Raw genomic sequence first — 17,372 nt, 5'->3', positions numbered from 1 at the left:
TTTCTGTCTCCTTTATCTTTTATCTATTTTTGAAGTGATGATGTCACCTAAAAACTGAATAATAAATACAATTATTAAGATAATGATTGTCGCAATCAGTGTTACATCATTTTGGCTACGCTGATATCCTTCTAGGTAAGCGAGATTCCCCAGGCCACCTGCACCAATAACGCCTGCCATTGCTGTATAACCAACAAGGGCAATCGCCGTAACTGTGATTCCGGATACGAGTGCAGGCATGGATTCCGGAAGTAATACTTTAAAAATAATGGTTGATGTTGATGCACCCATTGATTTAGCTGCTTCAATTACACCTTTATCGATTTCTCTTAAGCCAATCTCTACCATCCTTGCGTAGAATGGTGCTGCACCTACAATCAAAGCAGGCAATGCAGCATTCTCACCAATCATGCTTCCAACTAGGATGGTGGTTAATGGTATTAATAGGACTATTAATATGATGAAAGGAATGGACCTGAAAATATTTACAAAAGCACTAATTATAGTATTAACAGGCTTGTTCTCCCAGAGATTATCTTTCCCTGTCAGAAATAATAATAACCCGAGAAGCAGTCCCAGAATAAATGTTGCTACTACTGAAATAGCTGTCATATACAAAGTTTCTGTCGTTGCGGCCCACATGCCCGGCCAATCTATATCCTGAAAATACGGCTTATCCATTTCTGATCACCTCAACTCCCACCTGCTGTGTCCCGATGAATTCAATGGCTTTTGCTATCTCATCCTTTGACCCATCAAGATGAATAAAGAGTGTGCCATATGACCCGCTTTGTGTTTGTGAAATTTTGCCTTGAAGGATATTAACAGTAACATCAAAATGGCGGATTAGATTTGTAATAACAGGCTGTTCAGCTGATCCCCCAACAAATGTTAATTGAACAATTTCACCTGAATGATATTGTTCAATTAACTGTTCAACGGTTTCTTTTGTTTCCTCAGGTTCTGTTACCTGCTGAACAAAGCGTTTCGTAATAGGCTGCTGAGGGTTTTTAAACACTTCAAGAACTGAGCCCATTTCAACAATACGGCCATTTTCCATTACAGCTACTCTATGGCAAATTTTTCGAATAACGTGCATTTCATGTGTAATCAGTACAATGGTTAACCCAAGCCTTTTATTAATATCAACAAGCAGCTCAAGGATCGAATCCGTTGTTTGCGGGTCAAGAGCAGAGGTTGCTTCATCGCAAAGAAGAACCTTTGGATTGTTAGCAAGAGCCCTTGCAATGCCTACTCTTTGTTTTTGGCCCCCACTAAGCTGTGAAGGGTAGGAATCTTCCCTGCCTTCAAGACCAACAAGCTTTATAAGCTCATCAACCCTTTTAGTACGTTCCTTCCTAGTCACACCTGCAATTTCCAGAGGAAATGAAATATTTTCACGTACTGTCCTCGACCAGAGAAGGTTAAAGTGCTGAAAAATCATACTGATTTCCTGTCTGGCTTTACGGAGCTCTCCACCCCTAATTTTCGAAACTACCCGGCCGGCAACAGTAACAGATCCTTCGGTAGGAAGCTCCAATCCGTTCAGCATTCGGATTAACGTACTTTTACCAGCACCGCTATATCCAATTACGCCAAAAATTTCACCTTCATTTATTTCAACGTTGACATTGTCAACGGCGTGTACGTTTCCTTGTCTTGAGGAATAAATCTTTCGGACATTTTTAATAGAAATCAATCAACTCACCTACTTCTCTTCCATGTTAGTTTATTACTCTAAAAAGATTGCAAAAATGACGATCATAATTAATTATAGGATACTTAATTCGGTAAAAAATGCAAAAATGCCTTTCTGCACAGGCAGAAAGGCATGATAAACAAGTCCTTTCTCCCATCTCCCAAAGCAATGCTTTGTGTGAATTGGCACCATTTCAATATAAAAATATTGACGGTTGCCGGGCTTCATAGGGCACATCCCTCCACCTCTCTTGATAAGAGTAAATCCGAATTAATATTCAATTAATTTTAAGGTTAAAAGAATTACGTTTGCTATCGTAACATGGAAAAGAAGGGGTGTCAACAAAAAACGACAAAATATCCCTTCCATTAATTTCTATTCCTTAGGATTTTACAGTTTTGGATACAAGGCCAGTAGCTGCCTCAATTGCTGCTTCCAGATCTTCAATCAAGTCCTCAGCATTTTCAATTCCTATTGATAAACGGATAAGATCCTCTGAAACTCCTGAAGCCTTCAATCCCTCTGCATCAAGCTGCTGGTGGGTAGTACTTGCTGGGTGGATAATTAAACTCTTTGCATCACCGACATTTGCCACATGAGCCCAGAGAGTAATAGAGTTAATGAGCTTTGCTCCTGCCTCTCTTCCACCTTTTATACCAAAGACAACAACTGAACCTGCCCCTTTTGGCAAATATTTTTCAGCCAATTCTTTATCAGGGTGTTTGGAATGTCCTGGGTAGGATACCCACTCAACTGCAGGATGGTTGTCTAGGAAGTCAACTACCTTTTGTGTGTTTGCCACATGCTCTTTCATACGTACATGGAGTGTCTCAAGTCCAAGTGTAAACTGAAAGGCATTTTGCGGACTTAGAGCCGGTCCGAGGTCTCTTAAGAGCTGCACTCTCGCCTTAACAATATAGGCTGCTGCCCCAAGCGCTTCAGCATATACAATGTCATGGTAGCTTGGATCAGGCTCAGTCAATCCAGGGAATTTTGGTGAGTTCCAGTCGAACTTCCCTCCATCAACAATAACCCCTCCCAGCGTAGTTCCATTCCCAAGCAGCCATTTAGTGGCTGAATGAACCACAATATCGGCTCCATATTCAATTGGTCTGCAAAGATAAGGAGTGGCAAAAGTATTATCTACAATAAGAGGAACTCCTGCTTCATGAGCAATGCTTGCCACTTTTTCAATATCAAGAACGCGAAGACTAGGGTTGCCGATTGTTTCTGCAAAAACCGCCTTTGTTTTATCGGTTATAGCTTCCCGGAAATTCTCCGGATCCTCAGGATTTACAAACTTGACGTTAATGCCGTACTTTGGCAGAGTTGATGCAAATAAGTTATAAGTTCCGCCATATAAGGTAGAAGCTGAAACAATCTCATCTCCTGCTTGTGCAATATTTAAAATCGCAAGTGTTATAGCGGCCATCCCACTAGCAACCGCCAGTGCTCCTACTCCGCCTTCCAATAATGCAATCCGTTCCTCAAACACCGTAACTGTCGGATTATGAATACGGGTATAAATATATCCAGGCTCCTTTAAAGCAAATAAATCTGCTGCATGATCAGTACTTTTAAACTGGTAAGCATTGTTTTGGTAAATTGGCACAGCGCGTGCCCCGGTCACAGGATCTGGAGATAGTCCTCCGTGAACACTTAATGTTTCAAATCGATAAGCCTTTTTTTCATTACCCATCTTCAATTCTCCTCCCGTTGACATCACATAAAGAACAAAACCCCCGCTTCATAAGAAGAGAGGGCACTCTTCTTATCTTCCAAAGCATAAAAATGCTCTGCTGGATTTAGCACCGTGTTAAATAACCGGTTGCCGGGCATCGCAGGGCCAGTCCCTCCGCCGCTCTTGATAAGAATATTATGTAGTTGTCAGTATTTATTGAATAGTTAAATAAATACTATAATATTTTGAAAAAATCGTCAATCTTTATTTTTATCCTTTTGGGATACTGCCAGAAAAAAGATAGATTCAAGCCTTAACATGCTTCTAAAGGAAGCATTTGCTTTTAGTTCCCCTCTTTTTATTAAGTCTCTAAAAGTTGCTCTGCCTGTAAATAGTTCCTTAAAGGATTCCGCACTGCCATATATTACGGTTCCTTCAGAAAAATTATTACTGAAGTTGTCTATCACTATCTTGTCCCCACAGGACATAAGCGAAAAACTTTTATTATGATCTTCTACTTGAAAATGGACGGGAGCGGAACTTCTATTCCAATATAAATCTGATAAATATTTTTTCTTCTCAAGTTCCTCAACAAAATTTTGCAGCGCTTTGATCATTTTGAACACCCCTGCAAAATTAATTCCTCAAAAGCGATGAATTTCCCTTTAATATTTCTTCGACAGTTATTTTATATTTTTGTAAAAAAAGAAAATGCCGTTCAGTCATTCGGCATTGTCAAACATTTCCCGAGAAATATGACAGGATTTTCTCTGCTTTATACTGCTTTAGCGGAAACTGTCTTTTTCCCCGGACGTATCATACCCCTAAAAACAGGTTGACCCAACAAGATAAAGAATGGCTGTTATGCAGAAGACATAAGCATATCCCCAGTAGGGCCCATATTCAGAAACAACTCCCATAGAAATAGGTCCCATCAGCGGCCAGTCAAGATTAAAAACCATCTGGTTCACTGAATTACCAAGCTCCTTAACCGAATCATCGACCTTTTTCATCATTAGAGAGGATTGGATAGGATTCGCCGCATTTATTAGGGCTTGTCGAAATAGGAAGCCAAGAGCAGCAATCCATAAATGGTGAGCAAAAGCGGTTAGCAGAAGAAATGGAAGAGAAGAAAGCTGAAGAAATACAACTGCTCTTACCCCCCCTACTCTTTTTATAACCTGAGGGCCTATGATCATAGCAAGAGCTGTTGCCGCCTGGCCAAGAGAAATGATTCAGGTTTAGGAGCAGAAAAACGGTCTGCAAAATAAAGATTCAAATATGGAATAACCAGACCAGCTCCAAAGCCAATCAATAATTTGGCCCAAGTAAAAAGAAAAATCATCTTAAGTCCATTGCTCCTCCAGTTTAGCTTTTTCACTGGTTTTGCCGCTTTATCCTCGGACTTTACTGGAAGCTTCTCCTGGAACTTAGACGCAGGGATTGCCCCGATAAGAAAAATAAGCGTCCGATTATTAAGGTTAAACGGATGCTATTTACATTATCTAAGAATAAGGAGAAACCATCATTTAAAAAGCCACCCAGCAGGTTTCCGGATACGTTTGAACCTGTCATTAACGCGAAATGAAGGCTAAATAAATTAACCCTATCTTCAGCCTTCGAATTTTCAGCCATCCAGGGAATCCCTGAAACTTGAGAGAAAGCCATTGTAAGACCGCCCACAAAAGCAAGAAAAACCAAAGAATCCTGAACAGCCATGACACAATACTGAGAAAAATAACTTTTCTTCTTCCAAACCTGTCACTAATTAAACCGGCAGGAACCATAATAAGTGCTGTGGAAAGTGATGCCATTGAAATGATTTGTCCATTAACGGTTTCTGGCATACCCAGCTTCCTAATATAAAAATTATAAATAACCATAAAAACGGCCATATCAATTTGAGTTAATATATTCGCCATAAAGCTGAGTTTAATGTTTCGATTATAGCCACAGAATTGTGCTATAAAGCTTTGATAGAAATGCATGGTGGGCGGTGCTTACTTTCGCTGCCCTAAATATATTTAAGATGCTAACTGAACATGGTGGGTCGAGTGAACTAGAATGATTACCACAAAAAATCCAAAAGGGGATTCGGAATAAAACATTCCGAACCCCCTTTTGGAGATGAAATCATCATTTGTATTTAGTAAATCATTTTTTTAATTTTCTCCACTAAGTATGGGACCGAATGAAAGGCATATATCTTTTCTAGCGCCTCGCCATCCTTTACAAACAATAGGGAGGGTACACTTTCAACGGAAAGGCTTTGAGCCAGGTCAGGGACATAATTTGCGTTTAACTTTCCGATTGACAAGACAGGCATCAACTCAGATATTACAAGCAGCATTTTTGAAGCTACCTGACAAGTTCCACATAAAGGTGTATAAAAATAAACAAGCCCTGTTGAGCCATTTTCCATAAATGAAGTATATTGTTCTTTCGACCATTCATCCATGTACGGCATCAACCTTCCAAAAACTTTGTATGGACATCTATATTGGCCCCTAAAAGAACGGTTGCCAGATGATTCTGCGGTGCAGTAGCAACTTCCCGATACATCCTGTCAATGTATAGATGTTCTGCCTCGGGAATCTCCCTTTTAAATCTTTTTCGCAGTTTTTCTCCTGCCTCGTCTGCATCAAGGAGAATATAAACATCCTTGTCTTCAAGGAATTCAACCAATTCGTCGAGTTTTGTCATGCTGATGGTTCCATTTGTACAGATTATTTCAACCGGTTCCTTTACGATGCTTTTTACCTTCTTTTTATCCGATGTGCCTTCAACAATAATGACCTTATCAACATACTCATCATTCATAAACATCACCCAAATATAGTAATGGCCAGCCCCGAAAATCGAATTGTATCATTGTACTTTAGCATATTCAATGTCCGACAATATTGTGTAATAATTTAGCTGTGTATATTTACTATATCATCATTGTCCAAACATGAGTAGAAAGTTGCTTATCTCCGCGGGCAAGCGGTAATCTAACACCATCCACCCTCATCACAATCTGTATACCGCGCATCCCGGCCTTCAGACACTGTCACATTTTGATAAATCTTAGACTGGTCCGCTTCAAAATGGTGTTCCAATTCATATTGTATATTTTCAGGGAGCTTAATTTTGCCAATTGGGCTATTTTCAAGAAGCAGTTCAATTCCCCCATTCTTTATTTTCCCGACAATACGATCAGTAACATCAACTTTATCTTGTTTTAACATTTCTTCATTCATCCTTCCCTGACTTTTATGTAGGTTTAGCTTTCCCCCTTTTCACCCAGAAAGTATGGTAATAATAAGAAAAGCTTTTCAGTTGTAATGAAAGAATATGTAAGGATAAAAAAAGGCTCTTTTCTAAGAGATTGTTGCTATTTGAAGGAACTGTGAGAAAAAATAGGCGAGACTCCTCGAAAATGCATTCGCATTTCCTTCGTGCGTGAGCGGATTCCATGATGCAAATTCAATGTCCTGCGGGAAAAGCAAGACCAGGCGAGACCCCGCAGGTCGTTAGCTACCGAGGAGGCGTGCTCCTGCGCCACAGAATACTCGAAGAAGCCAATCTTCAGCTCGTCGCAAAGCTGCAAGTAGCTGTACACAGATGCATAATCACGAAGTTATTTACAGACAGTAGCTTGATTGCCCGCGGAAAGCGAGTCTATTTTTAATATTATATACAACAAAGTTTACGAAAAGAGCCTAAAAAAAAGAGCCATGTGGCTGGCTCTTTTGAAATTTCTTAGAATGTCTGTGCAAGGTCTTTCGCACGTGCAATCCCGTTTTCTTTAATTTCCTGTGCTTTTTCTGGCATTGCAGCTTGACCTTCGATGAATAATCCTTCAAAGGAAGGTACACCAAAGAATTGCATCATAATGGACAGATAACGGTGTCCCATTTCCATTTCAGCAGCAGGACCTTCTGAATAGATGCCTCCGCGTGCTTGAATGTGAAGTGCCTTTTTGTCTGTCAGCAATCCAACAGGGCCTTGTTCAGTATATTTGAAAGTTTTTCCTGCAACAGCTACGGAATCCATATATGCTTTCATAACTGGAGGGAAAGAAAAGTTCCAGAAAGGTGTTACAAATACGAATTTATCTGCTCCAACAAACTGTTCACTTATTTCAGCTAAGCGACCAACTTTTGCTTTTTCGAAATCTGATAGTTCTTCAAAAGCAGAGCCTGAACGAAGTTTTCCCCAGCCACTAAAAACATCGGCGTCAATTTGAGGGATATCTTCTTTAAAAAGGTCAAGATGAATGATTTCATCATTTGAATTAACCTCTTTATATGTTTCAATAAATGCCTTACCTGCTGCCATACTAAATGATTGAGTTTCATCATTTGGATTGGCAGTAATGTATAATACCTTTGCCATTTTCGTATCTAGCTCCTCTTTTGTGCATAATCACTGTTGTGGCACAAACCATATTGTTTTGAACTAAAGCATTTTTAATTCAAAGTAATAGTACCGAATAAAAATACTTTTTTCAAGAAAAAAGTTTAAAGATAACTCGCGATGGCATAGCCGTATTTGTATGAGTTCAGTATTAGTGAATTTAAATTCTAATTAGCTAAGAAAAGCGCAAGCGCCCGCTCAGCGAAGCAACTACCTGAGTAAACTTCCTGTAACAGCTTCTCTGAATAGACGACATGCAACTTTGCGACGAGCTGAACATAAGCTTCTTTGAAAAAGCTGTGGCGCAGGATCACTGGAGTTCAATGTTGACCTATCGTAGGGAGAAGCGGGCTGAGCGCAGGAGCTAGACAATTTAAAAGGTAAAACTTTATACTTTCCAGAACAAAAGGCGCAAGCGCCCTGTTAAGATGAAAGGCTAAATACGCCACGTCCTCGAAAAGCTGCGCTTTTCTTCGTGCGATGCGGATGCTTCTGAAGCTTTCCTTGTCCTGATTTCTGAAGTGATTTGGCTTATGACCCCGAGCTGTTCGAATCATCACCTATTGGTCATGATTCTCACAAGATATTCAAAGAAGCATATTCTCGAGGAAAACTGGCTGGGCGCTGGAGCTGGATTACAATAACCTAGTTCGGAGTTTTCCACAAGGTGAAAATCTATAATTTCCTAACCGATAAAAAAAACCTGCATTTAGCAGGTTCCTTGTATTCCTTATTCACCATTAGATAAATCATAAGGGTTGGCTCCGAGGTTTTTTCTGATTTCATCAGTTAGTTCAAACGCAACAGGTTCCTGTCCGTCATTAAATTCCGGGTGAATACTTCCATCAAAATGTAGTGGTTTATTTTCCATTTGATCACCTCCATTTTCCTTTAATTGTTTTTATTATGTACATACATTTTACTATATATTTGGAAAATAAAATACAAATTATTTAGAAAATTCGTTACTTTTTACTTACGTAAAATATAAAACAAAAAAGCGCCCATTTCCAAAAAAGGAAAAGGAACGCTTTTATAAATCTTTTATTAGTCTTCTTTAGTCATTTCTTCGTATTGTTCTGCAGTCATAAGATTATCAATTTCGCTGCTGTCAGAAGGCTCAATTACAACCATCCATGCTTTTTCATATGGAGATTCATTTACAAATTCAGGGCTGTCATTTAGGTCTTCATTTACTTCTACTACTTTTCCGCTCACTGGTGCATAAAGTTCGGAAACTGTTTTTACTGATTCAACACTGCCGAATGGCTCGTCTGCAGTTAATTCGTCTCCAACTTCAGGAAGCTCAACGAAAACGATATCTCCCAGCTCAGATTGAGCAAAATGAGTAATACCAACGCGAACTTTTTCTCCTTCAACTTTTACCCACTCGTGTTCTTCTGAATAACGTAAATCCTTTGGTGTTGTCATTGAAATCCCTCCACTATTTCGTTTAATAAATCTATCCTTATAAATAGATAGCCTGAGTTAGTGCTTACAGCCGATAATGAATTAAAGCCACTTTTGCTTATATTCCTCTTCTTTAAAGCCGACAGTAACATGATTACCGTCAGTCAAAAGGGGACGCTTGATTAGCATTCCATCAGAGGAAAGCAGGTCCAAAAGTTCTTCCTCGGACGCTGACGTAACTTTATCCTTAATACCTAATTCACGGTATTTTTGACCGCTGGTATTAAAAAACTTCTTTAATTCCAGACCGCTCTTTTTATACAGTTCCTCTAGCTCATGGCGAGAGGGAGGATTGTCCACAATATGTACTTCATTATAAGAAAGCTCGTGCTCATCAAGCCACTTTTTTGCTTTCCTGCATGTGCCGCATTTTGGGTACCAGTAAAAAGTTAATGCCACTTCTTCACCATCCTCTATTTTCTCAATGGGACTTACTCAATATGAATATTATCATATCAGCTTTTAAATTCCTAACAAAAGAAGTACTCTTTGAAACCGTATTCGCGGAAATACCACTATAATATTTTCGACCCTTCTAAAAAAATTCCTTCTAACAAGTAGGGAAACTTTTTTGCCTTTAGAAAATGAAAGGCTCCCTTCAGAAACAGGGAGCCTTTCAAGGCAGTATGCCGATTTTTTCAGCTATGCATTAAACGACAAAACGTTCTGCTTCAATCAGTCTATCGGCTGCTTCACGCTTTTTCGCAATTACATTAATTGGAGTATAACGGGTAAACTTGCGCAGTGAAGACATTAGCATACGAAGAGTGTCCCCTTGCTCTACTGCTACTAAAGTTTCCTTAGCATGCTGCTCGATTTCATTAAATGCTTCTTGGCAGAAAATTTGAGTGTAGAGAAGCTTTTGCTGGTTCTTCTCAAGCCCTGACTTTTGAATAGCCTTTTCAGTACGCAATATCACTGATTCCATTGCATATGCATTAGAAACAATATCAGCAATGTTTGAAAGAATTTCCTGCTCTTTTTCAAGCGCTTTGCCGAACTTTTGTGCAGCTAAGCCAGCAGCTAATAAGCCAATTTTCTTAGCATTTTTCACTAAGTACTTTTCTTGTGCAAGTGGCTCATCCCCAGGCTCTTCCGGCATCATCATCATTAACTCTTCTTGAAGAGCCTGTGCCTTTTGGAATAATGGCAGCTCGCCTTTAAATGCTTTTTTCAAGAAAGTACCTGGAACTAATAATCGGTTGATCTCATTTGTTCCTTCAAAAATACGATTGATACGAGAATCGCGGTACGCTCTTTCAATTTCATACTCCTGCATAAAGCCGTATCCGCCGTGGATTTGAACGCCTTCATCCGTTACGTAGTCAAGAACTTCACTTGCAAAGAATTTATTTAGAGAGCACTCGATTGCATACTCAGCAATAGAATTTGCAACTAATTTAATATCCTTTGCTTCTTCAGTGGAAAGTTGGCCCTGGTTGTTTTCAAACAAGCCAATAGTACGGTATACAGAACTTTCAGCCGCATAAATTTTAGAGGCCATTGTACCGAACTTTTCTTTTGTTAAATTGAATTGAGAAATTGGCGTTTTAAACTGCTGACGGCCATTGGCATATTTAACAGTAATTTCAAATGCCCGTTTAGAACCGCCGACTGCGCCTACCCCAAGCTTGTAACGTCCAATATTTAAGATATTGAAGGCAATAACATGGCCCTTGCCATATTCACCCAATAGGTTTTCTTTTGGCACTTTAACATCTTCGAGAATCAACGTACGAGTGGAAGAGCTCTTAATACCCATTTTCTTCTCTTCTGCTCCTGTTGAAACGCCCGGAAACTCTCTTTCAACAATAAATGCTGTAAAGTGCTCACCATCAATTTTCGCATAAACTACAAATACATCCGCAAATCCAGCATTTGTAATCCATTGTTTTTCACCGTTTAACACATAATGAGTGCCTTCTTCATTTAATCTGGCAGTTGTTCTTGCGCCAAGAGCGTCAGAACCTGAGCCTGGTTCAGTTAGTGCATAGGCAGCAATTTTTTCACCAGAAGCCAAAGCTGGAAGATACTTTTTCTTTTGTTCTTCATCTCCGAATAAAACAATAGGAAGTGATCCGATACCTACATGGGCACCATGAGATAATGAGAAGCCGCCTGCTCTGGACATTTTTTCAGTAATCAGTGCGGAACTTACTTTATCGAGCCCTAAACCTTCATACTCCTCTGGAACGTCTGCCCCTAATAAACCGAGTTCGCCTGCTTCTTTTAATAGCTTTACAGTGCGGTCAAACTCATGCTTTTCAAGGTATTCTACCTGTGGAAGTACTTCATTCTCTACAAAGTCATCTGTTGTTTTAGCAATCATTTTTTGTTCATCGGTAAAATCCTCCGGAGTGAACACATTCTCATAAGAAATATCCTCTATTAAAAAACTACCGCCTTTAACCAACTTTTCTGTTTGGTTTGCCATTTTTTGACCTCCATTCAAATTTTAAGGCTCTCTTAAGCTAAATTTTGATATTCTTGAGAATCCGCTCCCTAGCTAGTTTTACGCAGGAGATTAAACTAGGATCTTCGAACAAGCACCGCACTAAGAAATGTGAAAGCATTTTCAAGGAGTGTCGCGGATTCTCTTTTATTCATGTGTTTACAAAAATTTAACAGAGCTGATTTTAAAACTTACACTTCCCGCAGCAGTTTATCTGCCCATAATGAAAATATTATAGAAGTTCAAAAACGCCTGCAGCTCCCATTCCGCCGCCAATACACATGGTTACAACACCAAATTGTACATTCCTCCGCTTCATTTCATGAAGCAGTGTCAGTGTAAGCTTTGCCCCTGAGCATCCAAGCGGATGTCCCAGTGCAATGGCACCACCGTTTACGTTTACTTTTTCTTCATCTAGTCCTAGCTCCCTCATTACCTGAATGGACTGAGAGGCAAATGCTTCGTTAAGTTCAAACAGCCCAACGTCAGAAACTTCCAGCCCTGCAAGCTTTAATGCTTTTGGTATAGCTACCACTGGACCTACACCCATAATTTCAGGTGGGACTCCTCCAACTGCAAAAGATCTGAATTTTGCCATTGGCGCAAGTCCAAGTGAGTCCGCTTTTTCGCGGTCCATTACCATAACAGCTGCTGCACCGTCACTTGTCTGTGAAGAATTTCCGGCTGTAACAGATCCAGTAACGGAAAATGCCGGGCGAAGTCTTCCAAGTGTATTTAGGTTTGTGTCAGGCCGAACTCCTTCGTCCTGAGTGAATTGAGCTGTTCTTTCAACCAGCTTGTTGTTTTTTCCAACTGATCGGAAAGTAACATCAACTGGAACAATTTCACCTGCAAATTTTCCTTCCTGGATTGCTCTTGCTGCCCTCTGGTGGCTTCGTACCGCAAAGGCATCCTGGTCCTCACGGCTGATGCCGTATTTTTTCGCTACTTGTTCAGCTGTGTGCCCCATTCCCATGTAATATTCAGGAGCAGATTCAGCTAATCTGATATTTGGCCGGGTAACATGGCCCATCATTGGCACAAGGCTCATAGATTCTGCCCCGCCGGCAATAATCGTATCAGAATGGCCCAGCATGATTCTCTCAGCCCCGTAAGCAATTGCCTGAAGACCGGATGAACAATATCGGTTAATCGTAATGGCTGGAACTGTATGCGGAAGTCCTGCAAGTGCTCCAATATTACGCGCCATATTTAATCCTTGCTCAGCTTCAGGCATGGCACAGCCAATAATTAAATCATCAATATTTCCTTCATAGTTTCCTGCGCGTTTCAATGTTTCTTTAACAACAAGTGCTCCCAGATCATCAGGACGAACTTGGGCGAGCGTCCCTTTTTTCGCTTTTCCAACCGGGGTTCTGGCACCGGCAACGATCACCGCTTCTCTCATTTCTGTCCCTCTCTTTCCTACTATTTATCTGCAAATCTGTTTTTCTATTAATTTTGTATTAATTACGTAACGGTTTTCCTTTTAACAGCATGTGTTGCATTCTTTGCTGCGATTTTGGATCTGCAACAAGGCTTAAGAATGCTTCTCTTTCTAAATCCAGAAGATACTGTTCATCCACTTCGGTACCATATGGAACCTTTCCTCCAGAAAGCACAAAGGCTAACTTTTGGGCGATTTTCAAATCATGCTCGGAAATATAACCAGAATAAAGCATAGCCTGTGCTCCCAATAAAAGAGCTGCATAGCCTGTTTCTCCGACTACAGGTACTTTTTTCCGAACAGGTGGCTTATATCCTTTTTCATAAAGGGCAAGTGCCGCCTGCTTTGCGTCATACAGTAAGTGATCCCCGTTTACGCTGACACCATCAGCAAGGTCAAGGAAATTGTTTTGGCGGGCTTCATCTCCTGAAGTTGAAACCTTTGCAGTAGCGATTGATTCAAATACTTTGTTAACCACCTTTTGCAGATCAAACTCTACACCGTTTGGAAGGTTTTCAAGATGCTTCATATAAAGCTCTTTATTTCCGCCGCCTCCAGGAATCAGTCCCACACCGACTTCAACAAGCCCCATATAAGTCTCGGATGATGCCTGGATATGTGCAGCAGGAAGACAAACCTCTGCACCCCCGCCAAGGGTCATTCCAAAAGGAGCAGCCACTACTGGCTTTGTACTATACTTAATTTTCAGCGCGGCCTGCTGGAAATGTCGGACAACCATATCGAGTTCATAAACATTGTCATCCTGAGCTTCCATAAGAATCATAGCCAGGTTTGCACCAACGCAGAAATTTTTACCCTGGTTGCCGATTACAAGACCTTTATAATTCTTTTCGACCTCATCCACTGCAAAATTGATCATTTGGATAATATCAAGTCCGATTGCATTGTTAGGCGAATGGAATTCAAGAAGGGCAACACCATCACCCATATCAATCAAGCTTGCACCGCTATCCTTTTTGATTACACCATTTTTCTTTTTTAATGCTTTAAGGTCAATGACCTTTGGGTTAACCTCAATTGCTTTGTATTCGCCATTATCATAATATTGGAGTCCGTTTTCACTTTCTTTATAGAAAGAGGTAAAGCCTTTTTCGAGCATTTCAGTTACCCAGGCAGGAACCTCCAAACCTGATTCCTTCATTTTCTGAACGGACTTATCAAGACCGATGGCATCCCAGGACTCAAATGGACCCTTTTCCCAGCCAAATCCCCATTTCATGGCACGGTCGATGGCTACAATGTCATCTGCGATGGTTCCAAGAAGCTGGGCAGAATAAACAAAAACCGGGCTGAAAATATTCCATAATAATTCGCCTGCGCGGTCATCAGCGTATACAAGCGCTTTCAATTTATTTGCCGTGCCTTTTTCCTGTTTGCTTAATTCAACAGATGCTGTTTTAAGTTTTTTGCGAGGCCCGTACTCAAGAGTATTCGGATCAAGTTCCAATATTTCTTTTCCCTGCTTCCAAAAGAATCCCTGTCCTGATTTACTTCCCAGCCAGCCTCTTTGAAGCATCTCCTTCATAAATCCAGGCACTTCAAAAATTTCCTTCTCCTGGCCTTCAACCTGTTCATAAACGTTATTTGCAACATGAACAAAGGTATCAAGCCCTACTACGTCAAGAGTTCTAAAGGTTGCACTCTTCGGTCTGCCAATCAGGGGACCTGTTACAGAATCAACTTCACCGACACTGTAGCCGCCTTTCAGCATTTCCTTTAATGTTACAAGCAGTCCGTATGTACCAATACGGTTGCCAATAAAGTTTGGAGTATCCTTAGCTAAAACCACACCTTTTCCAAGAACATCTTCACCAAATTCCTTCATGAAAGCTACAACTTCAGGAGAGGTATTTTTTGTGGGAATTACCTCTAAAAGCTTTAAATAGCGCGGTGGATTGAAAAAGTGTGTACCAAGAAAATGCTTTTGGAAATCTTCCGTTCTTCCTTCTGCCATCTCTTCCACCGAGATACCAGAAGTATTTGAACTAATAATGCTTCCAGCTTTTCTATAATGATCAACTTTTTCAAAAACCTGTTTCTTAACATTCAAGTTTTCAACGACAACCTCGATAATCCAGTCAACTTCACTCAGTTTGCTTAAGTCATCCTCGAGATTTCCTGCCTCAATTAATCCCAGGTTCTTTTTAGATGTTAATGGAGCCGGTTTTTGTTTTAAAAGCTTTTGAATAGATGCTGTACTGATACGATTCCGGACTTGCTTATCCTCCAGGGACAGCCCTTTTGCCTTTTCATCTTCTGTCAGTTCACGAGGAACAATATCCAGTAATAAAGTTGGTATACCTATGTTAGCCAAATGTGCCGCAATCCCTGAACCCATAACGCCCGAGCCCAGGACAGCAGCTTTTTTAATCAGTTGGGTCACCTTTGTCTCCCCCTTCGACACTTTTGAATGAACACTCATTCATTTTATATACAAAAAAAATTTCCTGGTTGAATGAGCTTTGTTATTAATACTATAAAATATTTCAAAAATTTCCGCAATAATTAAGCGTGGAAAAATGAAAATTTTTAGAAAAGTTTTTTTTCTGCTTTCCGCTTTTTATTTTACATTTTGGGGAAGATTAAAAAACGGGGTGATAATATGGCAAGAATGAAGAAAAATCCTTCCAAGGCAGGGGTCAGTGCCGCTAGCGTTAAAGGAAATGCCGGCCCGACAGTTGAAGGAGATGGCGGCGGAAAAAGAAACAGCCAAAATAACCAATACAAGAAAAGATAAAATCCTATTCCAGAACTTGCTGCAAGCAGGCGTGTACCGCGACTATTATTATTTTATGTAAGTAAATACAAAATGGCCTGGCAAATGCCGGGCTTTTGCATTTTATTTTTCTGTTAACTTTTTATGTAACAAATTTATGTCTAATTTAGCTATCTGTATAGAAATAAGGCAATTACACAAACTTAAAAAAGCAGTTACAAAAAAGCAAATCCATTTATTCAGGAGGAACACCTATGCAACAGCAAAATATGAACACACAAAACCAGCAAGGTATCATGCAAACACCACCTTCAGTGATTTCTACAAAGGATGCACTTTATGTAAACGACATGATGTCATGGAATTTACTCGCGGCTAAAAAAGCAAACTTTTTTGCTCAGCAATGCCAGGATCCCGAGGTTAGAGCAGAAATTGAAAAATGCAGTGCTATGCACCAACGCCACTACCATCAAATCCTTGGACATCTCAACTCCCATCTAAATCAAAACCAATCTTCAGGAACCATGCAGCAATAAGTATCTAATAGCCGAAGGAGATATGAATATGAATCAAAATTCAAACCAGCAAAAAATCCAAAATCCTGAAACACAGATTCAAAAAACTCCGCAAATGAATGACCGGGATTTTATTAACGATATGCTTACTACTGAAAAGTATATGACCACTGCCTATTCAGTTGCAATGCATGAAGCAAGCCATGATGGATTATATCAGGATATCCTGTCTATTTTTAATGAAACCGAAAATTGCCAGCGTGACCTTTATAATGCTATGTTCCGCAAGGGCTGGTATAAAATCGAGGCAGCTGACCAGCAAAAGCTTCAGCAGGCTTATCAGCAATTCCAAGGGTACACAAATCAATTCCCAGGCGGAAGTAATATACAATAAGAAAAGCGCATGCACCCGTTCAGCGAAGCAACTACCTGAGCAACTTCCTGTAACGGCTTCTCTGAATAGACGACAAGCAGCTTTGCGACGACTGAACATAGCTTCTTTGAATAAGCTTTGGCGCAGGAGCACTTAAGTTCGATGTTGACTTATCGTAGGGAGAAACGGGTGGACACTGGGTGCTGGAGCTAGACAATAGAAAATTGTAAGGGCAGTTCCAAAAACAACCGCCTAAGTAACAAAAACGGGGATTAGCCTAAGCTAGTCCCCTTTTTTTATGCTTTTGATGAGCGGTGCTGCTCATTTAATTCTTTTATTTCACCGATAAGTATCTTCATATTTTCTTTTGCTTCGGGATATAACCCGTTCCAGTGCTTGGCAAGGGCTGGCATCGATTTGGCGATATGGGTATATAAAGCCCACATTTTTACCTTTTCCATTATTTCTGTGTCTGTTTTGCCAACCAGCAACTCGGAATATTTTTCAATCAGGGCATCAAACTGGCGGGAAAATTCTTCTTCCATTACGAACACCTCTCTTACTATATGCTAAGAAAGATTGTACCCTTCTCAAATT

General features: G+C 40.2%; 21 protein-coding genes and 2 riboswitches. Of the genes, 3 read left to right on the top strand and 18 right to left on the bottom strand.

All coding sequences use genetic code 11. The features are described 5' to 3' along the window. Positions 1 to 12: 12 nt before the first annotated feature. From G8761_RS19600 to G8761_RS19530, 17 genes are all read right to left on the bottom strand, one after another. Positions 13 to 681, bottom strand: coding sequence for a methionine ABC transporter permease (locus G8761_RS19600; protein ID WP_166029660.1), 669 nt, complete (start codon positions 679 to 681; stop codon positions 13 to 15). Beyond that, positions 674 to 1,699: a methionine ABC transporter ATP-binding protein gene (locus G8761_RS19595; RefSeq protein ID WP_166029659.1), complete on the bottom strand. Its 1,026-nt coding sequence runs from the start codon at positions 1,697 to 1,699 to the stop codon at positions 674 to 676. The genes G8761_RS19600 and G8761_RS19595 overlap by 8 nt, the downstream gene beginning before the upstream one ends. A 150-nt stretch (positions 1,700 to 1,849) precedes the next feature. Then, positions 1,850 to 1,959, bottom strand: a riboswitch (SAM riboswitch). 122 nt (positions 1,960 to 2,081) lie between these two features. After that, on the bottom strand, positions 2,082 to 3,398 hold the full coding sequence (locus G8761_RS19590; RefSeq protein WP_166029658.1) for an O-acetylhomoserine aminocarboxypropyltransferase/cysteine synthase family protein: 1,317 nt from the start codon (positions 3,396 to 3,398) through the stop codon (positions 2,082 to 2,084). A 69-nt stretch (positions 3,399 to 3,467) separates the two neighbouring features. Then, a riboswitch (SAM riboswitch) is annotated at positions 3,468 to 3,573 on the bottom strand. A 64-nt stretch (positions 3,574 to 3,637) separates the two neighbouring features. Beyond that, positions 3,638 to 3,997, bottom strand: a complete 360-nt coding sequence (locus G8761_RS19585; protein ID WP_166029657.1) for a hypothetical protein — start codon at positions 3,995 to 3,997, stop codon at positions 3,638 to 3,640. 207 nt (positions 3,998 to 4,204) lie between these two features. After that, the gene (locus G8761_RS27915; RefSeq protein WP_338000997.1) at positions 4,205 to 4,579 is read right to left on the bottom strand and encodes an MFS transporter; all 375 of its coding nucleotides are present in this window, start codon (positions 4,577 to 4,579) and stop codon (positions 4,205 to 4,207) included. 208 nt (positions 4,580 to 4,787) lie between these two features. Next, a complete protein-coding gene (locus G8761_RS27910; RefSeq protein ID WP_338001002.1) occupies positions 4,788 to 5,048 on the bottom strand; it encodes a hypothetical protein in 261 nt (86 codons plus the stop codon). Then, a complete protein-coding gene (locus G8761_RS27905) occupies positions 4,955 to 5,302 on the bottom strand; it encodes an MFS transporter (RefSeq protein ID WP_420800275.1) in 348 nt (115 codons plus the stop codon). Before G8761_RS27905 ends, G8761_RS27910 begins: the two co-directional genes overlap by 94 nt. Positions 5,303 to 5,526: 224 nt before the next feature. Next, positions 5,527 to 5,838, bottom strand: a complete 312-nt coding sequence (locus G8761_RS19575) for a thioredoxin family protein (RefSeq protein WP_166029656.1) — start codon at positions 5,836 to 5,838, stop codon at positions 5,527 to 5,529. Positions 5,839 to 5,846: 8 nt separating this feature from the next. After that, entirely contained in the window at positions 5,847 to 6,200 is a 354-nt protein-coding gene (locus tag G8761_RS19570; protein ID WP_166029655.1) for a toprim domain-containing protein, read from the bottom strand. Between the two features lie 173 nt (positions 6,201 to 6,373). Further along, the gene (locus tag G8761_RS19565) at positions 6,374 to 6,610 is read right to left on the bottom strand and encodes a YusG family protein (RefSeq protein WP_166029654.1); all 237 of its coding nucleotides are present in this window, start codon (positions 6,608 to 6,610) and stop codon (positions 6,374 to 6,376) included. 514 nt (positions 6,611 to 7,124) lie between these two features. Beyond that, positions 7,125 to 7,760: an FMN-dependent NADH-azoreductase gene (locus tag G8761_RS19560; RefSeq protein ID WP_166029653.1), complete on the bottom strand. Its 636-nt coding sequence runs from the start codon at positions 7,758 to 7,760 to the stop codon at positions 7,125 to 7,127. 751 nt (positions 7,761 to 8,511) lie between these two features. After that, positions 8,512 to 8,652, bottom strand: a complete 141-nt coding sequence (locus tag G8761_RS19555; RefSeq protein ID WP_166029652.1) for a hypothetical protein — start codon at positions 8,650 to 8,652, stop codon at positions 8,512 to 8,514. A 176-nt stretch (positions 8,653 to 8,828) separates the two neighbouring features. Next, positions 8,829 to 9,212: a glycine cleavage system protein GcvH gene (gcvH, locus tag G8761_RS19550; RefSeq protein WP_166029651.1), complete on the bottom strand. Its 384-nt coding sequence runs from the start codon at positions 9,210 to 9,212 to the stop codon at positions 8,829 to 8,831. Positions 9,213 to 9,293: 81 nt separating this feature from the next. Beyond that, entirely contained in the window at positions 9,294 to 9,650 is a 357-nt protein-coding gene (locus G8761_RS19545; protein WP_166029650.1) for a Spx/MgsR family RNA polymerase-binding regulatory protein, read from the bottom strand. Positions 9,651 to 9,900: 250 nt separating this feature from the next. Beyond that, positions 9,901 to 11,685: an acyl-CoA dehydrogenase family protein gene (locus G8761_RS19540; RefSeq protein ID WP_166029649.1), complete on the bottom strand. Its 1,785-nt coding sequence runs from the start codon at positions 11,683 to 11,685 to the stop codon at positions 9,901 to 9,903. Positions 11,686 to 11,935: 250 nt separating this feature from the next. After that, complete coding sequence (locus G8761_RS19535) at positions 11,936 to 13,111, bottom strand: acetyl-CoA C-acetyltransferase (protein WP_166029648.1); 1,176 nt, start codon at positions 13,109 to 13,111, stop codon at positions 11,936 to 11,938. 58 nt (positions 13,112 to 13,169) lie between these two features. Then, positions 13,170 to 15,593 carry a 3-hydroxyacyl-CoA dehydrogenase/enoyl-CoA hydratase family protein gene (locus G8761_RS19530; RefSeq protein WP_166029647.1) on the bottom strand — a complete coding sequence of 808 codons (2,424 nt, stop codon included), beginning with the start codon at positions 15,591 to 15,593 and terminating at the stop codon, positions 13,170 to 13,172. Positions 15,594 to 15,773: 180 nt separating this feature from the next. Here G8761_RS19530 and G8761_RS19525 point away from each other — a divergent pair, with 180 nt between their 5' ends. From G8761_RS19525 to G8761_RS19515, 3 genes are all read left to right on the top strand, one after another. Then, positions 15,774 to 15,908: a YuzL family protein gene (locus tag G8761_RS19525; RefSeq protein ID WP_081679976.1), complete on the top strand. Its 135-nt coding sequence runs from the start codon at positions 15,774 to 15,776 to the stop codon at positions 15,906 to 15,908. Positions 15,909 to 16,141: 233 nt separating this feature from the next. Further along, positions 16,142 to 16,423 carry a hypothetical protein gene (locus G8761_RS19520; protein WP_166029646.1) on the top strand — a complete coding sequence of 94 codons (282 nt, stop codon included), beginning with the start codon at positions 16,142 to 16,144 and terminating at the stop codon, positions 16,421 to 16,423. A 28-nt stretch (positions 16,424 to 16,451) separates the two neighbouring features. Next, complete coding sequence (locus G8761_RS19515; RefSeq protein WP_166029645.1) at positions 16,452 to 16,796, top strand: spore coat protein; 345 nt, start codon at positions 16,452 to 16,454, stop codon at positions 16,794 to 16,796. 275 nt (positions 16,797 to 17,071) lie between these two features. Here G8761_RS19515 and G8761_RS19510 read toward each other — a convergent pair whose 3' ends face one another. After that, positions 17,072 to 17,320, bottom strand: coding sequence for a DUF2573 family protein (locus tag G8761_RS19510; protein WP_166029644.1), 249 nt, complete (start codon positions 17,318 to 17,320; stop codon positions 17,072 to 17,074). Positions 17,321 to 17,372: the final 52 nt, after the last annotated feature.

Source organism: Neobacillus terrae, from assembly GCF_011393025.1.
Taxonomy (GTDB): domain Bacteria; phylum Bacillota; class Bacilli; order Bacillales; family Cytobacillaceae; genus Neobacillus_A; species Neobacillus_A terrae.
Note: the sequence above shows the minus strand (reverse complement) of the source record. Positions and strands in the feature narration are given on the sequence as shown.

Excerpts from the sequence above, each read along its gene's own strand:
- G8761_RS19600 (WP_166029660.1), bottom strand. The coding sequence starts at position 681 with ATGGATAAGCCGTATTTTCAGGATATAGATTGGCCGGGCATGTGGGCC.
- G8761_RS19590 (WP_166029658.1), bottom strand. The coding sequence starts at position 3,398 with ATGGGTAATGAAAAAAAGGCTTATCGATTTGAAACATTAAGTGTTCAC.
- G8761_RS19585 (WP_166029657.1), bottom strand. The coding sequence starts at position 3,997 with ATGATCAAAGCGCTGCAAAATTTTGTTGAGGAACTTGAGAAGAAAAAA.
- G8761_RS27915 (WP_338000997.1), bottom strand. The coding sequence starts at position 4,579 with ATGATCATAGGCCCTCAGGTTATAAAAAGAGTAGGGGGGGTAAGAGCA.
- G8761_RS27910 (WP_338001002.1), bottom strand. The coding sequence starts at position 5,048 with ATGGCTTTCTCTCAAGTTTCAGGGATTCCCTGGATGGCTGAAAATTCG.
- G8761_RS27905 (WP_420800275.1), bottom strand. The coding sequence starts at position 5,302 with ATGGCGAATATATTAACTCAAATTGATATGGCCGTTTTTATGGTTATT.
- G8761_RS19575 (WP_166029656.1), bottom strand. The coding sequence starts at position 5,838 with ATGGATGAATGGTCGAAAGAACAATATACTTCATTTATGGAAAATGGC.
- G8761_RS19570 (WP_166029655.1), bottom strand. The coding sequence starts at position 6,200 with ATGAATGATGAGTATGTTGATAAGGTCATTATTGTTGAAGGCACATCG.
- G8761_RS19565 (WP_166029654.1), bottom strand. The coding sequence starts at position 6,610 with ATGTTAAAACAAGATAAAGTTGATGTTACTGATCGTATTGTCGGGAAA.
- G8761_RS19560 (WP_166029653.1), bottom strand. The coding sequence starts at position 7,760 with ATGGCAAAGGTATTATACATTACTGCCAATCCAAATGATGAAACTCAA.
- G8761_RS19555 (WP_166029652.1), bottom strand. The coding sequence starts at position 8,652 with ATGGAAAATAAACCACTACATTTTGATGGAAGTATTCACCCGGAATTT.
- gcvH (WP_166029651.1), bottom strand. The coding sequence starts at position 9,212 with ATGACAACACCAAAGGATTTACGTTATTCAGAAGAACACGAGTGGGTA.
- G8761_RS19540 (WP_166029649.1), bottom strand. The coding sequence starts at position 11,685 with ATGGCAAACCAAACAGAAAAGTTGGTTAAAGGCGGTAGTTTTTTAATA.
- G8761_RS19535 (WP_166029648.1), bottom strand. The coding sequence starts at position 13,111 with ATGAGAGAAGCGGTGATCGTTGCCGGTGCCAGAACCCCGGTTGGAAAA.
- G8761_RS19530 (WP_166029647.1), bottom strand. The coding sequence starts at position 15,593 with ATGAGTGTTCATTCAAAAGTGTCGAAGGGGGAGACAAAGGTGACCCAA.
- G8761_RS19525 (WP_081679976.1), top strand. The coding sequence starts at position 15,774 with ATGGCAAGAATGAAGAAAAATCCTTCCAAGGCAGGGGTCAGTGCCGCT.
- G8761_RS19520 (WP_166029646.1), top strand. The coding sequence starts at position 16,142 with ATGCAACAGCAAAATATGAACACACAAAACCAGCAAGGTATCATGCAA.
- G8761_RS19515 (WP_166029645.1), top strand. The coding sequence starts at position 16,452 with ATGAATCAAAATTCAAACCAGCAAAAAATCCAAAATCCTGAAACACAG.
- G8761_RS19510 (WP_166029644.1), bottom strand. The coding sequence starts at position 17,320 with ATGGAAGAAGAATTTTCCCGCCAGTTTGATGCCCTGATTGAAAAATAT.